Origin of the sequence: Streptomyces sp. NPDC094143, assembly GCF_040303825.1 — a bacterium.
Classification (GTDB): Bacteria; Actinomycetota; Actinomycetes; order Streptomycetales; family Streptomycetaceae; genus Streptomyces.
In genome coordinates, this window is record NZ_JBEOTZ010000001.1 from 298,058 (window position 1) to 313,159 (window position 15,102).

Genomic DNA, 15,102 nt, shown 5'->3' on the forward strand with positions numbered 1-15,102 from the left:
GCCGCGGACTAGCCGGTCTCCTCGCGCGCATGCAGCGCCGCCGCGACCACGGTCCGGGACTGGTGCTCGACCTGGTTCTCCAAGGGCACCCAGCGGGCGCGGAAACGTTCGGCGAAAGCGTCGCTCCAGGTCGCCACGAGATGCTCCAGCTGCTGCGCGGCCCGCTCGTCCGTCCCGCGCAGCACCCGCCGCAGCATGGCCGCCGCCCGCAGCGGCACGCGCCTCGCGAAGGCGTCCACACTGCCGACGTACGCCATGGTCCGGTCGGCGGGCGGGGTGTGCACCAGGTCGGCGGCCAGCCCCGGCACCAGCTCCAGACCCCACCGCGCGGCCCGCAGCAACGGTCCGTCCAGCTCCCCGAGCCGGGGCAGCGCGCCCTCCAGCACCCGCGTCACCTCCAGCGCGTCGCGCTGCAGCCGGCGCGCGAGCCGCCCGATCGCCGCCGCCGGGGCCGGATGCGGAGCCGGGTCGTCCACCAGGTCGCTCGCCCACATCGGCACCTCGACCACGGCGGTGAGGCCGCCGTAGCGGTGGGCGTGGAACCAGGTGCTGTGCCGCGCGTCGTCCGGCAGGCTCGGGTACGCCGGGCCGGTCCCCGGCGCGGGCATCACGTGCACGCCCGGGCCGGAGGCGGGCCAGCCCGCGGCGTCCGAGGCGCCGGTCTCCACCGGGATGTGCAGTTCCGCGGCGGACTTGGCGAACGGCTCGGCCAGTCCGGGCACGTCCTTGGTCAGCTGCACCCAGCTGCCGCCCAGGTCCGTGCCGTGCAGGGTCACCTGGAGGTAGGGACGCAGCTCGTCGATGACGCCGGTCAGCGCGCGGGTCTCGGGCGGCAGCCGGTCGGGCGGCAGCACGGACGGCGCCCACTCCGGCTGCTCCGGGCCCGCGGGCCGGAAGAAGCCGAGGTGGTAGTCGAAGAGGCTGCGCGGCGCCGGCGTCACGTGCAGACTCGCCCCGTCGGGGTCGGCGCACAGCAGGAAGTGCCAGGAGATGCCGTCGCGCAGCTTCCGCTGCTCCAGCACCCGCCGGGCGAGCGCGAGGAGCGTGCAGGAGCCGGTCGGCTCGTTGGCGTGGGCGCCCGCGACCACCAGCACGGCGCGGCGGGCCCGGCCCACGGACAGCAGGTGCAGCGGCCGGCCGGCCCGTGAGGAGCCCACCTGCCGCAGGGTGCACACACCGGGGCGCTGGGTGCTCAACGCGCGGGCGGCACGGACCTGTTCGGTCACCGTCGGGTAGCGCAGCTCCGGCAGGAAACTCACCCCCGTCATATCCGCCCGAGTTCGCAGTCGCAGTACCCCACGGCCATGGTGCGGTGTCAAGGGCGCGGTCGGGGAGGCCTCAGGGGGCGCCCGGAAGCACTGGACCGCCCGGACGGGGGCCGGTGCGGGTGGAGGTGCGGCGCGCCGCCGGACGGCTCGCCCCGGCGCCCCGGCCGGCGATCAGCCCGGGCCTGCCGACCGTGACGCCGGTCGCGATCACGGCGAGGCCGGTGAACAGGCACGGGAAGGCGAACGAGCCGCCCCTGCCCTGCCAGGCGCACCGCCGCCGGGCCACCTCGACCAGCACCTCGGCCACGGCGGAGCGGACGCCGGGCTCCGGGCCGGCCCGGTCCTCGCGGCGCCCACCGCCGCGTCACACGCACCGGGTGCGGGCCCGGCACCAGGCCGGCGCGTCCCCCTCCGGAGGCGTACGCGTGACCGGCCCCGGGGAATCCCGCGGCCGTCCGAGCCCCGGGCCGGGTCCGCCCAGTCCCTCCTGCCCCGCGACGCCTGGCACGCACTCTGGCCGCACGGACACAGTCCCGCGTACGCCCCGGTACGCGGGACTGCGTCCGGCACGCCGGGAGCACGCCCTGGACGCTGCGACCCCGCCCTCCGGGCGGACCGAGGGACCGTGTCCGGCACGCCGGGAGCACGCCCTGGACGCCGCGACGCCGCCCTCCGGGCGGACCGAGGGACCGTGTCCGGCACGCCGGGAGCACGCCCTGGACGCCGCGGGGCCCGCCCTCCGGGCGGACGGAGAACCGCGCGGGCCCGGGCCTAGTCGCCCACCCGTTCCAGCAGCGCCACCGGCAGCCCGGCGAACAGCTCCGCCACGCGCGCGTGCCCGGTGAACTCCCGGCCCGGCTCCAGCACGTCCGCCCAGCGCCCCGGCGGCAGCGGCAGCCGGGTCTCCCGCCAGCCGCCCGCCTCGGCGAGCCGCAGCGACAGACGCGTCACGGCCGTCACCAGCTCACCGGACCGGGCGAACGCCAGGCAGTGCCCGGCCGCCGGGCCCTCGGCCGGCAGCGCCATGTAGGTGGCCGTGTCGCCGAACGCGCCGGGCCGCCGGGCCCGCAGTCCCAGCGCCGCCCGCGTCAGCGCGGCCTTCTCGCCGGACGTGCCACCGAAGTCCGCGGGCGGGAAGTCCACCGCGCGCCGGTTGTCGGGGTCGACCAGGGCCCGGTACTCGGTCTCCGTGCCCTGGTAGACGTCCGGGACGCCCGGCATCGTCAGCTGCACCAGGGCCGTGCCCAGCACGTTGGCCCGGATGTGCGGGGCGAGCGACTCGCGGAACGCGGCGACCCGCTCACCCGGCGCCCCGCACGGCCCGGCCGCCACGAACCGCGCCACCGCCTCCTCGTACGTCGGCTCCTGCTCGGTCCAGCTGGTGAACAGGCCCGCCTCCCGCACGTGCTTCAGCAGCGCGCCCCGCACCCGCTCCTGCTCCGCCGGCCCCAGCCCGAACACCGTCTGCCAGGCCGCCCACGCCAGCTGCGCGTCCGGCACGCCCTCGCCGGAGCGGGTCACCTCCGCGAGGACGTCCGCCCAGCGGTCCGGGCACTCGGTGAGCACGTGCAGCGCCGCCCGGACGTCCGCACTGCGCTTGGTGTCGTGCGTCGAGGTCACCGTGCCGGTCAGCGGCCAGTCCCGCTGCACGCGCGCGCAGTAGCCGTGGAACTCCTCCGGCGACAGCGCGGGCGCTCCCGGGTTCCCGCCCACCTCGGTCGCCGACAGCAGCGGCACGTACCGGTAGAACGCCGTGTCCTCGACCGACTTCGCCCGCAGCGCCGACGAGGTCTGCGCGAACCGGGTCCGGAACTCCACCTGGGCCGGCCCGTCGCCGTACCGCCCCAGCACCAGGTCGCGCACGACGTCCACCGCGCCGGCCTCCTCCGGCACCGCGAAGGCGAGCCGGGCCTCGGCCGCGGCCTCCTCGGTGACCACGGACGCCGCGTCGACGGACTCGTACGGCCGGTAGACCTCCATGCGGACCAGCAGCTCCCGCAGCGCCGTGCGCAGCGCCCAGGGCGCGCGGTCGCGCAATGCCGGCTCCGGCGAGGTCGCGCACAGCCGGGTCGCCACCCGCGTCAGACGCTCCGTCTCGGTCGCCAGCTCGTGCGTGAGCACCTTGTACGCCGCCCGCCGCACCGTCGCGTCCCACTGCCCGCCCCGGTCCGTCTGCGGGGCCGCGAACTGCCGGTACCGGCCGAGCAGCTCCCCGAAGCCGGCCGGGTCGGTGAACACCCCGTCCACGTGCCGCAGGGCGTCGTAACCGGTCGTGCCCGCGACGGGCCAGGAGGCCGGCAGGTGCTCGCCGTCGGCCAGGATCTTCTCCACGACCGTCCAGCGCCCGCCGGTCGCCTCGTGCAGCCGGGTGAGGTAGCCGTCGGGGTCGGAGAGCCCGTCGGGGTGGTCGATGCGCAGCCCGTCGATCACGCCCTCGTGCAGCAGCTTCAGGATCTTGTCGTGGGTGGCCTCGAAGACCTCGGGGTCCTCCACCCGCACCCCGATGAGCTCGGAGATGCTGAAGAAGCGCCGGTAGTTGAGTTCGGTCCGGGCCAGCCGCCACCACACCGGCCGGTACCACTGCGCGTCCAGCAGGTGCGGCAGCGGCAGGTCCTCGGTGCCCTCGCGCAGCGGCAACACGTGGTCGTGGTAGCGCAGGACGTCCCCGTCGACGCGCAGGTCGTCGAGCACCTCGCCCACGGGCCCGCCGAGCACCGGCAGCAGCACCTGGCCGTCCTGGGCCTCCCAGTCGATGTCGAACCAGCGCGCGTACGGCGACTTCGGGCCCTCGCGCAGCACCTCCCACAGGGCCCGGTTGTGGCGCGGGGACATGGCCATGTGGTTCGGGACGATGTCCACCACCAGGCCGAGGCCGTGCTCGCCCGCCGTGCGCGCCAGCGCCCGCAGCCCGTCCTCGCCGCCCAGCTCCTCACGCACGCGCGCGTGGTCGACCACGTCGTAGCCGTGCGTCGAGCCGGGCATCGCCTCCAGGACGGGGGACAGGTGCAGGTGCGAGACCCCGAGCGAGGCCAGGTACGGCACGACGGCCGCGGCTGCTCCGAACGGGAAGTCGGGCTGCAGCTGCAGCCGGTACGTGGCCGTGGGCACCACCGGGTCAGGTCGCTCAGGTGTCATGGAAACGTACGTACCCGTCCCGCGGCGGTTCGTGCCCCCCCGGTCCCTCCGGGTGCGCCGCGCGTCGCCCGGACGAGTGGCTCTCGCCGGGCGACGCGGCGCCGCGTCGAGACTGCGGGGACGCGTGTGCGCGGGGTGGCTACACGGGCCGCTGGAGCACGGTCATGCTCCGGTCGGCGAGGGTCAGCCGGTCCCCGGCCTGCACCTTCGGGCCGGTGTCCGACGGCACGCCCTCCGGGAGCGCCGTGTCGACCACGACCTCCCACTGCCGCCCGTGGTTGACCGGGACGACGAACTCCAGCGGCTTGGGCGAGGCGTTGAACATCAGCAGGAACGAGTCGTCCGTGATGCGCTCGCCGCGCGCTCCCGGCTCCGAGATGGCGTTGCCGTTGAGGAACACGGTCAGCGCCGACGCCTGCGCCGAGTCCCAGTCCCGCTGGGTCATCTCCCGGCCGTCCGGGGTGAACCAGGCGATGTCGGACAGGTCGTCGTGCGTGCCCTCCACGGGCCGCCCGTGGAAGAAGCGCCGGCGGCGGAAGACCGGGTGGTTGCGGCGCAGCCACACCATCGCGCGCGTGAAGCCGAGCAGCTCCCTGCTCAGGCCCCCCTCGGTCTCCTCCTCGGGCCACTCCACCCAGGCCAGCTCGTTGTCCTGGCAGTAGGCGTTGTTGTTGCCGCGCTGGGTGCGGGCGAACTCGTCACCGTGGCTGATCATGGGCACGCCCTGGGACAGCATCAGCGTCGCGATGAAGTTCCGCATCTGCCGGGCCCGCAGCGCCAGCACGTCCGGGTCGTCCGTCTCACCCTCGGCGCCGCAGTTCCAGGAACGGTTGTGGCTCTCGCCGTCCCGGTTGTCCTCGCCGTTGGCCTCGTTGTGCTTGTCGTTGTAGGCCACCAGGTCGTGCAGGGTGAAGCCGTCGTGGCAGGTCACGAAGTTGATCGAGGCCAGGGGGCGGCGCCCGTCGTCCTGGTAGAGGTCGGAGGAGCCGGTCAGCCGCGAGGCGAACTCCGCGAGGGTGCGCTGCTCGCCCCGCCACAGGTCCCGCACGGTGTCCCGGTACTTGCCGTTCCACTCCGTCCACAGCGGCGGGAAATTGCCCACCTGGTAACCGCCCTCGCCGACGTCCCACGGCTCGGCGATCAGCTTCACCTGGGAGACCACCGGGTCCTGCTGCACCAGGTCGAAGAACGACGACAGCCGGTCCACCTCGTGGAACTGCCGGGCGAGCGTCGCCGCCAGGTCGAAGCGGAACCCGTCCACGTGCATGTCCGTGACCCAGTACCGCAGCGAGTCCATGATCAGCTGGAGCACGTGCGGGGACCGCATGAGCAGGGAGTTCCCGGTCCCTGTCGTGTCCATGTAGTAGCGGGGGTCGTCGGTCAGCCGGTAGTAGCGCGGGTTGTCCAGGCCCTTGAAGGACAGGGTCGGGCCCAGGTGGTTGCCCTCGGCCGTGTGGTTGTAGACCACGTCGAGGATCACCTCGATCCCCGCCTCGTGCAGCGCCTTCACCGCCGACTTGAACTCCAGCACCTGCTGGCCCCGGTCGCCCCAGGACGCGTAGGCGTTGTGCGGGGCGAAGAAGCCGATCGTGTTGTAGCCCCAGTAGTTGTTCAGGCCCATGTCGACCAGGCGGTGATCGTTCACGAACTGGTGGACCGGCATCAGCTCCAGGGCGGTGACCCCGAGCTCCGTGAGGTGCTCGATGATCGCCGGGTGCGCCAGGGCCGCGTAGGTGCCGCGCAGCTCCTCCGGGAGCCCCGGGTGGCGCATGGTGAGGCCCTTGACGTGGGCCTCGTACAGCACGGTGTGGTGGTACTCGGTGCGCGGACGCCGGTCGTCGCCCCAGTCGAAGTAGGGATTGACGACGACCGAGGTCATCATGTGCGGCGCCGAGTCGAGATCGTTGCGCCGGTCGGGATCGTCGAAGTGGTAGCCGTAGACCTCCTCGCCCCAGCGGATCGAACCGCTGATCGCACGCGCGTACGGATCGAGCAGCAGCTTCGCGGAGTTGCACCGCAGCCCGTGCTCCGGTGCGTACGGACCGTGCACGCGGAACCCGTACCGCTGCCCGGGCATGATGCCCGGCAGGTACGCGTGCCGCACGAACGCGTCGCTCTCGCGGAGCTCGATCGCCGTCTCCGAGCCGTCGTCGTGCAGCAGACACAGCTCTACTCGGTCCGCGGCCTCCGTGAAGACCGCGAAGTTGGTACCGGCGCCGTCGTACGTGGCACCGAGTGGATACGCCTCGCCAGGCCAGACCTGCATGGATACGACTCTTTCAGGTGTGCGGCGCCGGTGGGGACGCCTTGGCCCCCGAGTCTCCCCGGAAGTGGGGGGACCCCCTATGACTTATCTCCCTCCTACCGAGTGACCACTGCGGACGAGGTATGCCGAACCAATGGGGCCAAGACGTACTCCCGGGGCTGTGGGGGAGCAGGTGGAAGATGTGCGCACCATAGTGCACCGCCACCTGGACCAGGCCGTTCCCCCGGGCGTCGTCGAGCGGCCGGCGGCCGAGGGGGAGCGGGGCACGGGCCGCGACCCTCCGGCCGGGGACGGGCCGGGGCGGGCCGAGCGGATCGCCCTGAGCCGGCAGCGCTCCCGGTCCGGCGAGCCCGTGGACGGCGGGCGCGGCCCGCAGCGCCTCGGCGTCGGCCTCGCCGAACCCGGTTCCGGGGAGGCCGGCGACCCGGCCGCGCCGCGTCCCGCCGACGTGACGTGCCAGGAATACCGGGACGACACGTGCACCACCCGGACCGTCGGCACGGTGGTGCGCACCGGCACCCGGCGCGGCGTCCAGCCGCCCCGGAGTGCCGCCGTGACGGCCGGGGCGGCACCGCTGATCGCCGACCCGCTGGGCGCGGGACTCGGCGGGAACCACCGCCGGTGGCGCGTCGCCAGTGCGACCGGCAAGAACAAGGACGGACACGCGCGCTCCTACGAGATCGTCCCGGGACCCACCAGGTACCCGGGACGCGGCTGCGCCAAGCACGATCCGTACGTCACGCGGTGAGACACGTGCGAACGGTTCCACCGCCATGAATCCGCTCACTCCGGACGGGCTCGGACGGCAGAACGGGCACGGGTGGCCGCGCCGTTGAGAGCGATGCTGCCCATCGGGCTGCACCGCCGACCGCTCCCGGAGTACCCTTCCTTGATCGTTGGCAAGGGGAGTGCTCAGGGGAGCGGAAGGCGGTGCGCGGGTGGGCTCGGGAGGGCTGGAGCTGCCCCCTGGTGACGAGGGTCACGAGGGGAACTCCGCAGACGTCCCGACCGGTGCCGTGTCCCTGGCACGGCCGATGGACGCGTCGGGCTCGATCGGTCCGGAACTGGACTGGGACGCCGACGCCTGGCGCGAGGTGCGTACCCGCGCCCAGCGGGCCGGCCGGGCCTACATCTGGCTGAACCTCGTCGAGCAGCGGCTGCGCGCGGTCGTGGCCGCCGTGCTGCGGCCGATCTACGAACCCGTTCACGGCGACGACTGGGTGGTGGCCGCCGCCGGGCCCGCCGGCCAGGAGTGGGTGCAGCGCGCGGTCGCCGTACGCGAGGTCAGCCGCCGCAAGGGCTATCTGCTGGACCCGGCCGACGACAACGTGCTGTCCTTCCTCACCCTGCCGCAGCTGCGCGAGCTGATGGTGCAGCACTGGCCCTGCTTCGAGCCCTACTTCGACGACCGCCGCGACGTCGAACTGGCCCTGGACGAGCTGGAGGTCACCCGGAACGTCGTCTCCCGCAACCGGGCCCTGTCCGAGGCCGTGCTGAACCAGGCCGAGCGGGCCTCGGCCCGGCTGCTGGAGATGCTCGGCGCGGGCGGTGACGTGCCCTCCGCGCGCCGGCTGCCCGTCGACGCGGTCGAGGACCTGATCGGCGACCGGTACGCCGACGTGGTCGCCGTCCACCCGGACCGGGTACGGCTGATGCGGCAGTTCCCGGCCGAGGACATCTTCGGCGGCGCCCGCCGCCTGGACGCCATCGGCATCGGGCTCAACCTGCTCGTGCAGAACTTCTCCGGCCGCCGCCTGGTGCGGCTGGCCGAGTCCGGCTGCCGGATGCGGCTGCTGTTCCTCAACCCCGCCTCCAGCGCGGTCAAACGGCGCGAGCGGGAGCTCGGCATCAAGCGCGGCGAGCTCAGCCGGGCCGTCGAGATGAACATCCTGCACATGCGCCGGGTGCGGGCCCGGCTGCGCGACCCGGGCGCCTTCGAGATCCAGGTCTTCGACGAGACGCCCCGCTTCACGGCGTACCTGGTCGACGGCGACGGCGCCGACGGCATCGCGGTCGTGCAGAACTACCTGCGCCGGACGCGCGGCATGGAGGCGCCGGTGTTCGTTCTGCGCAACGGCAGCAAGGTGGTCAAGTCGGGCGAGCCCGAAGAAAGCGGCCTCTTCCCCACGTATCGCGAGGAGTTCGAGGTGATGTGGGCGGATTCGCGGCCCGTGTCGTGAACTGCGCCCCGCCACCGGGTGGTTCCGCGCCCGCCGCGGGGCCCGGGCGGAACGCGGTCCTCTGATTGTCAGTGGTGCATGGGAAGGTGGGGACCACTGGGGGAACGCACCACAAGAAGGGGGGCCCGCCCATGGGCTGGCACCGGGAGCTGCTGATCGGCTTCGACCTGGAGACGACGGGCACGGATCCGCGCGAGGCACGCATCGTCACGGCGGCCGTGATCGAGGTCAAAGGCGGCGAGCCGATGGGACGCCGGGAGTGGCTGGCCGACCCCGGGGTGCCGATCCCCGAGGACGCGGTGGCGGTGCACGGCATCAGCAGCGAACGGGCGGCCGCCGAGGGCAGACCGGCCGACCGGGTGGCCGACGCCCTCGCCGACGTCCTGACCTCCTACTGGAAGACGGGCGTACCGGTCGTCGCCTACAACGCCGCCTTCGACCTGACCCTGCTCTCCGCCGAGCTGCGCCGCCACGGCCTGCCGTCCCTGCGCGACCGTCTGGGCGGCGTGGACCCGGCCCCGGTCATCGACCCGTACACCATCGACCGCCGGGTCGACCGCTACCGCCGCGGCAAACGCAACCTCGAAGCGGTCTGCGCGGAGTACGGCGTCGTCCTCGACTCGGCGCACGACGCGCTGGCCGACGCCCTGGCGGCGGCCCGTCTGGCCTGCGCGATAGCCGACCGCCACCCCAAGATCGCCATGCTCGGCCCGGCGGAGCTGCACCACCGCCAGATCGAGTGGTACGCGCAGTGGGCGGCGGACTTCCAGAACTTCCTGCGCGGCAAGGGCGACGCCACGGCGCTCGTCGACGGGGCGTGGCCGCTGCGGGAGTTGGCGGACGACCGGGTCTGACCGGCCGCCCGCCCTCAGAACGGATACCAGCGCACGGTCTCGTCGCCGTCCCTGAGGGACGCCACCCGCCGCTCGAACTCGGCCAGCGCCTTCGGATTGCCCGGCGCGTGCTGCGCCACCCAGGCACAACTGGCGGTCTCCCGCGCGCCGCGCAGCACCGAACAGCCGTCCCACGCCCGGACGTCCCAGCCGTACGCCCGCGTGAAGGACGCGTACGCCTCGTCGGGGAGCCCGTACCGGTCGTGGGAGAGGACCATCACCACCAGATCGTGCTCGCGCAGGTCCGAGGAGACCGTCTCCAGGTCGACCAGGACCGGACCGTCCGGCCCGACGTGCACATTGCGCGGCAGCGCGTCGCCGTGGATCACCCCGGGCGGCAGGTGCGGCGTCAGCGCGGCGGCCTGCGCGGCGAACGCGTCCCGCCGCTCGCGCAGATACGCCGCGTCCGCGGGATCGACCGCGTCCCCCGCGAGCCGCAGCCAGCGCTCGACACCACCCAGCAGATCACGCCCGGCAAGCGCGAAGGGAGGAGGCGGCGTGGCGTGCACGATCCGCAGCAGTTCGGCCAGGTCCCGCGGCTCGGCGGGCCGTACGGCATCCGGCAGCCGGTGCCACACGGTCACCGGATGGCCGTCCACCAGCAGCGCCTTCGGCTCGGCCGCCCGCACCGCGGGCACCCCGGCCTCCGCGAGCCACACCGCGACGTCCAGTTCCCGGCGCGCCCGGTCGAGGAGTTCGGCGTCGCGGCCGACCTTGACGACCAGGTCACCGGCGGCGAACACCGCGTTCTCGCCCAGGCCGAGCAGCCGTGCCTCGCGGGCCGCGCCGGGCAGCACCCGCGCCGCCGCCAGTACGTCCCGTGCCCGTGCCTCGTCCATCGTCCGCCTCCGTCGTCCGCACCACTGCCGTCGGGTTCCGGCCATCCTCCGGTCAGTGTCGCATCGGCACAGGTGGCGGGGCATAGGCGGTGCCTCGGCGAGGCAGACCGCCTTCACGGCCATGACGTGGCCGGCCGAGCCGTGCGAAGGGGTGATTCCGTGACATCGGTGACCGGGACGTCGCCACCGAGGAGACCGGCCGGCCGTCGGCCCGGCGACGGCGGGCCCCGCCGGCCCGTCGACCACGGCGCCTGGTTCCTGGTGCTGCCCGCCCTGCTCCCCATCCTCGTCCTCAGCGTCGGCCCGCTGCTGTACGGGATCCTGCTGGCCTTCACCGACGCCCAGGCGGGCCGGACCGAGCCCACCGAGTGGATCGGCGCGCTCAACTTCCGGGACCTGCTGCACGACACGCTCTTCTGGGAGTCGTTCCGGATCGGCCTGGTGTGGGCGGTCGGGGTGACCGTGCCGCAGTTCCTGCTCGCCCTCGGCCTCGCCCTGCTGCTGAACCAGGACCTCCGGCTGCGCTGGCTCGCCCGCGCCCTCGCGATCGTCCCCTGGGCGATGCCGGAGGTCGTCGTCGGCATCATGTGGCGGCTCGTCTACCACCCCGACGCGGGCCTGCTGAACGAGACCCTGCGCGACCTGGGTCTCGGCAGCGGCCGGGACTGGCTCAGCGGTCTGGCCACCGCGCTGCCCGCCGTGATCGTCGTCGGCGTCTGGGCGGGCATGCCCCAGACGACGGTGACCCTGCTCGCCGGGCTGCAGAACACCCCGCGCGAGCTGCACGAGGCGGCGGCGGTCGACGGGGCGGGCGCCTGGCGCCGCTTCCGCACGGTCACCTGGCCGGCCCTGCGCCCCGTCGCCCTGGCCGTCACGGCGCTCAACCTCATCTGGAACTTCAACTCCTTCGCCCTGGTCTACGTGCTCACCAGCGGCGGTCCCGGCGGCCGGACCCGCCTGCCCATGCTCTTCGCCTACGAAGAGGCCTTCCGCTACGGCCAGTTCGGCTACGCGGCGGCCATGGGCTGCGTCATGGTCGCCGGGATCTCGATCGCCCTGGCCGTGTTCCTCGCCGGGCGCCTGCGGGGAGGTGACGACACATGAGGACCGGCACCCCGGCCCGCGTCGGCCAGTACACCGCGCTGCTCGCGTATCTGGTCTTCCTGGCCTTCCCGTTCGGCTGGCTGCTGTCCACCGCGTTCAAGCCGCCGCGCGAGCTGAGCAGCCTGCACCCGACCTGGCTCCCGGAGGACCCCACCCTCGCCGGCTTCCGGCAGGCCTTCGAGGAACAGCCGCTGCTGCAGGCCGCCCTCAACTCCCTGCTCGCGGCGCTCGCATCGGCACTCCTCGCGGTGCTGATCGCCACGCCGGCGGCCTACGCCGTCGCCCGGCGCCGTACCCGGCTCGCCAGGGCGGTGACGGGCTGGGTGGTGGTCAGCCAGGCGTTCCCGTTCGTACTGCTGATCATCCCGCTCTTCCTCGTGCTGAAGAACCTGAGAATGATCGACTCCCTGCCCGGGCTGGTGCTGGTGTACGTGGTGTGGGCGCTGCCGTTCGCGCTGTGGATGCTCGCCGGGTACGTACGGGCCGTGCCACGCGAGCTGGAGGAGGCCGCGGCGGTCGACGGGGCCGGGCGGGTGCGGACCCTGGTGTCGGTGACCGCTCCGCTGCTCGCGCCGGGCATCGCGGCGACCGGGCTGTTCGCGTTCATCACCGCGTGGAACGAGTTCTTCTTCGCGCTCGTGCTGCTCAAGACGCCCGAGAAGCAGACCCTGCCGGTGGTGCTCACGCACTTCATCGGCGCCGAGGGCGTCGCCGACCTCGGCCCGCTCGCGGCGGCCGCGTTCCTCGCGACCCTGCCCTCCCTCGTCGTCTTCGCGCTCATCCAGCGGCGCATCACGGGCAGCCTTCTCACCGGGGCGGTGAAGAGCTGATGCGCGCACGTCTGCTGGCTCTCGTCCTGCTGCTGCTCCTCGCCGGCTGCTCCCCGGACGGCACCCGCGACGACGGCCGGATCACCCTCCGCTTCCAGTCCCTGGCCTGGCAGGAGGAGTCCGTAAAGGTGACCAAGGACCTGGTGGCCGAGTGGAACGCCAGCCACCCGGACGTCCGCGTCGAGTACGTCCAGGGCTCCTGGGACAGCGTCCACGACCAGCTCCTCACCGCCTTCGAGGGCGGCGAGGCACCCGACGTCATCCACGACGCCTCCGACGACCTCGCCGACTTCGCCTACGGCGGCTACCTCGCCGACCTCACCGGCCTGTTGCCGGCCGAACTCAAGTCGGACATCCCGCAGCGCAGTTGGCGGACCACGACGTTCGGCGACGGCGTCTACGGCGTGCCGTTCCTCCAGGAACCGCGCGTGCTGATCGCCAACGCGACCTGGCTGAGGGAGTCCGGCGTACGGATCCCGACCCCTCGGAAGCCGTGGAGCTGGGGCGAGTTCCGCGCGATCACCGACCGGCTCAGCGGGAGCGGGCGGTACGGCGTCGCCTGGCCGCTGAAGGACCCCGTCTCCGCCACGCTCAACCTCTCCCTGTCGGCGGGCGGACAGCTGTTCCACCGCGAGGCGGACGGCAGGGTGACGGTCCGGTTCGAGGCGGCCGACCAGGTCGTGCCGCGCACCATCCGCGCCCAGACCGGCACCGACCGCAGCGCCTCGCCCACGACCCTGGGCAGCGGTGGCTCCGACACCCTGCCGGGCTTCTTCGGGGGCCGCTACGCGATGGTGCCGCTGGGCTTCTCCTACCGGCAGCAGATCGTGCAGCAGGCCCCGGAGGGCTTCGACTGGCAGGTGCTGCCCGCCCCGGCCGGCGCCGGCGGACTCGCCCAGGGCGTCAGCCCGCAGACCCTCTCCCTCGCCGAGGACTGCCCGCACAAGAAGGAGGCCGCCGCCTTCCTCGGCTTCCTGCTGCGCCCGGAGAACATGGTCCGTCTCGCCCTCGGCGACTGGATGCTGCCCACCGGCACCCAGGCGCTGAAGGACCCGGCCCTGCACACCGCACGCCACGGCTGGGCCACCGGCACGGCGCTGGCCGCCCATCTGCGCCCGGCCCCCGCCCAGACGGTCCGGGGCTACCCCGAGTGGAAGGACAAGGTGGCGACACCGGCCCTGCAGGAGTACTACAGCGGAGCCATCGGCCTCGGCGCCCTGCGCGAGCGGCTGGAGGAGGACGGCAATCTGGTCCTCGCCCGCTACCAGCGCTGACCCCGGACGGCTGCACGAGGTGCCGCCCCTGTGGCTGCCCGCAGGTTGCACGAGACGTATCGTCTCGTCTAGGGTCGGTGTATGACCACGCGCGCGCACATCGCCATGTTCTCCATCGCCGCCCACGGCCACGTGAACCCGAGCCTGGAGGTGATCCGCGAGCTGGTGGCGCGCGGCCACCGGGTGACGTACGCGATTCCGCCGGTCTTCGCGGAGAAGGTCGCGGTCACCGGCGCCGAGGTGAAGCCCTGGACGTCGACCCTGCCCTCGCCCGACGACGACCCGCAGGCGTGGGGGAGCACGCTGCTGGACAACGTGGAGCCGTTCCTCGACGACGCGATCCAGGCCCTCCCGCAGCTGATCGAGGCGTACGAGGGCGATGAGCCGGACCTCGTGCTGCACGACATCGCCGCCTACCCCGGCCGCGTCCTGGCCCACCGCTGGGGCGTGCCCGCCGTCTCCCTCTCGCCGGCCATGGTCGCCTGGGAGGGGTACGAGAAGGAGGTCGCCGAGCCCATGTGGGAGGAGCCGAGGAAGACCGAACGCGGGCGCGCCTACTACGCCCGCTTCCGCGCCTGGCTGGAGGAGAACGGCATCACCCTGCACCCCGACGCCTTCGGGGGCCGGCCCCACCGCTCGATCGTCCTGATCCCCAAGGCGCTCCAGCCGAACGCGGACCGGGTCGACGAGCGCGTGTACTCCTTCGTCGGCGCCTGCCAGGGCGACCGCGCCGCCGAGGGCGACTGGCAGCGGCCGGCCGACGCGGAGCGGGTCGTGCTCGTCTCCCTCGGGTCCGCCTTCACCAAGCAGCCGGCCTTCTACCGGGAGTGCGTGCGGGCCTTCGGCGACCTGCCCGGCTGGCACCTGGTGCTCTCGATCGGCAAGCACGTCGACCCGGCCGAACTCGGCGAGGTCCCCGCCAACGTGGAGGTGCGGTCCTGGGTCCCCCAGCTGGCCGTGCTGAGGCAGGCCGACCTGTTCGTCACGCACGCCGGCGCGGGCGGCAGCCAGGAGGGCCTGGCGACGGCCACACCGATGATCGCCGTACCGCAGGCCGCCGATCAGTTCGGCAACGCCGAGATGCTGCAGGGCCTCGGTGTCGCCCGGTACCTCCCGACGGAGCAGGCGACCGGCGAGGCCCTGCGCGAGGCGGCGCTCGCCCTGGTCGACGACCCGGAGGTCGCGCGCCGCCTGAAGGAGATCCAGGCGCAGACGCTCCAGGAGGGCGGCACGCGCCGCGCCGCCGACCTCATCGAGGCCGAACTCCGGGCTCGGACCGCCGCATGACGTGCGGCGGGGCCCGCCGGTGCTGT

Annotated in this window: 12 protein-coding genes; 7 read left to right on the plus strand and 5 right to left on the minus strand. The window is 73.6% G+C overall.

What is annotated here, in order from left to right:
- Positions 1-8 precede the first annotated feature (8 nt).
- From ABTZ58_RS01315 to glgX, 4 genes are all read right to left on the minus strand, one after another.
- The gene (locus ABTZ58_RS01315; protein ID WP_351349587.1) at positions 9-1,259 is read right to left on the minus strand and encodes a M14 family zinc carboxypeptidase; all 1,251 of its coding nucleotides are present in this window, start codon (positions 1,257-1,259) and stop codon (positions 9-11) included.
- Positions 1,260-1,338: 79 nt separating this feature from the next.
- Entirely contained in the window at positions 1,339-1,575 is a 237-nt protein-coding gene (locus ABTZ58_RS01320; protein ID WP_351349037.1) for a hypothetical protein, read from the minus strand.
- 464 nt (positions 1,576-2,039) lie between these two features.
- Positions 2,040-4,403: a malto-oligosyltrehalose synthase gene (gene treY, locus ABTZ58_RS01325; protein ID WP_351349040.1), complete on the minus strand. Its 2,364-nt coding sequence runs from the start codon at positions 4,401-4,403 to the stop codon at positions 2,040-2,042.
- Between the two features lie 139 nt (positions 4,404-4,542).
- Positions 4,543-6,669 (minus strand): glycogen debranching protein GlgX, encoded by a 2,127-nt coding sequence (glgX, locus tag ABTZ58_RS01330; protein WP_351349043.1) that lies wholly within the window; start codon positions 6,667-6,669, stop codon positions 4,543-4,545.
- 181 nt (positions 6,670-6,850) lie between these two features.
- Here glgX and ABTZ58_RS01335 point away from each other — a divergent pair, with 181 nt between their 5' ends.
- The 3 genes from ABTZ58_RS01335 (at position 6,851) to ABTZ58_RS01345 (ending at position 9,703) form a co-directional block, all read left to right on the plus strand.
- On the plus strand, positions 6,851-7,417 hold the full coding sequence (locus ABTZ58_RS01335) for a hypothetical protein (protein WP_351349046.1): 567 nt from the start codon (positions 6,851-6,853) through the stop codon (positions 7,415-7,417).
- A gap of 190 nt (positions 7,418-7,607) precedes the next feature.
- Complete coding sequence (locus tag ABTZ58_RS01340; protein ID WP_351349049.1) at positions 7,608-8,849, plus strand: DUF5919 domain-containing protein; 1,242 nt, start codon at positions 7,608-7,610, stop codon at positions 8,847-8,849.
- A 131-nt stretch (positions 8,850-8,980) separates the two neighbouring features.
- The gene (locus ABTZ58_RS01345; RefSeq protein WP_351349052.1) at positions 8,981-9,703 is read left to right on the plus strand and encodes a 3'-5' exonuclease; all 723 of its coding nucleotides are present in this window, start codon (positions 8,981-8,983) and stop codon (positions 9,701-9,703) included.
- A 14-nt stretch (positions 9,704-9,717) separates the two neighbouring features.
- Here ABTZ58_RS01345 and ABTZ58_RS01350 read toward each other — a convergent pair whose 3' ends face one another.
- The gene (locus ABTZ58_RS01350; RefSeq protein ID WP_351349054.1) at positions 9,718-10,581 is read right to left on the minus strand and encodes a phosphotransferase enzyme family protein; all 864 of its coding nucleotides are present in this window, start codon (positions 10,579-10,581) and stop codon (positions 9,718-9,720) included.
- 159 nt (positions 10,582-10,740) lie between these two features.
- Between ABTZ58_RS01350 and ABTZ58_RS01355 the strand changes: the two genes are divergently transcribed.
- From ABTZ58_RS01355 to ABTZ58_RS01370, 4 genes are all read left to right on the plus strand, one after another.
- Positions 10,741-11,685 (plus strand): carbohydrate ABC transporter permease, encoded by a 945-nt coding sequence (locus ABTZ58_RS01355; protein ID WP_502995983.1) that lies wholly within the window; start codon positions 10,741-10,743, stop codon positions 11,683-11,685.
- Positions 11,682-12,515, plus strand: a complete 834-nt coding sequence (locus ABTZ58_RS01360) for a carbohydrate ABC transporter permease (protein ID WP_351349057.1) — start codon at positions 11,682-11,684, stop codon at positions 12,513-12,515. The genes ABTZ58_RS01355 and ABTZ58_RS01360 overlap by 4 nt, the downstream gene beginning before the upstream one ends.
- The gene (locus ABTZ58_RS01365; RefSeq protein ID WP_351349060.1) at positions 12,515-13,789 is read left to right on the plus strand and encodes an ABC transporter substrate-binding protein; all 1,275 of its coding nucleotides are present in this window, start codon (positions 12,515-12,517) and stop codon (positions 13,787-13,789) included. The genes ABTZ58_RS01360 and ABTZ58_RS01365 overlap by 1 nt, the downstream gene beginning before the upstream one ends.
- A gap of 81 nt (positions 13,790-13,870) precedes the next feature.
- On the plus strand, positions 13,871-15,076 hold the full coding sequence (locus tag ABTZ58_RS01370) for a glycosyltransferase (RefSeq protein WP_351349063.1): 1,206 nt from the start codon (positions 13,871-13,873) through the stop codon (positions 15,074-15,076).
- The last annotated feature ends 26 nt before the right edge of the window (positions 15,077-15,102 follow it).

Excerpts from the sequence above, each read along its gene's own strand:
- glgX (WP_351349043.1), bottom strand. The coding sequence starts at position 6,669 with ATGCAGGTCTGGCCTGGCGAGGCGTATCCACTCGGTGCCACGTACGAC.
- treY (WP_351349040.1), bottom strand. The coding sequence starts at position 4,403 with ATGACACCTGAGCGACCTGACCCGGTGGTGCCCACGGCCACGTACCGG.
- ABTZ58_RS01360 (WP_351349057.1), top strand. The coding sequence starts at position 11,682 with ATGAGGACCGGCACCCCGGCCCGCGTCGGCCAGTACACCGCGCTGCTC.
- ABTZ58_RS01345 (WP_351349052.1), top strand. The coding sequence starts at position 8,981 with ATGGGCTGGCACCGGGAGCTGCTGATCGGCTTCGACCTGGAGACGACG.
- ABTZ58_RS01370 (WP_351349063.1), top strand. The coding sequence starts at position 13,871 with ATGACCACGCGCGCGCACATCGCCATGTTCTCCATCGCCGCCCACGGC.
- ABTZ58_RS01365 (WP_351349060.1), top strand. The coding sequence starts at position 12,515 with ATGCGCGCACGTCTGCTGGCTCTCGTCCTGCTGCTGCTCCTCGCCGGC.
- ABTZ58_RS01350 (WP_351349054.1), bottom strand. The coding sequence starts at position 10,581 with ATGGACGAGGCACGGGCACGGGACGTACTGGCGGCGGCGCGGGTGCTG.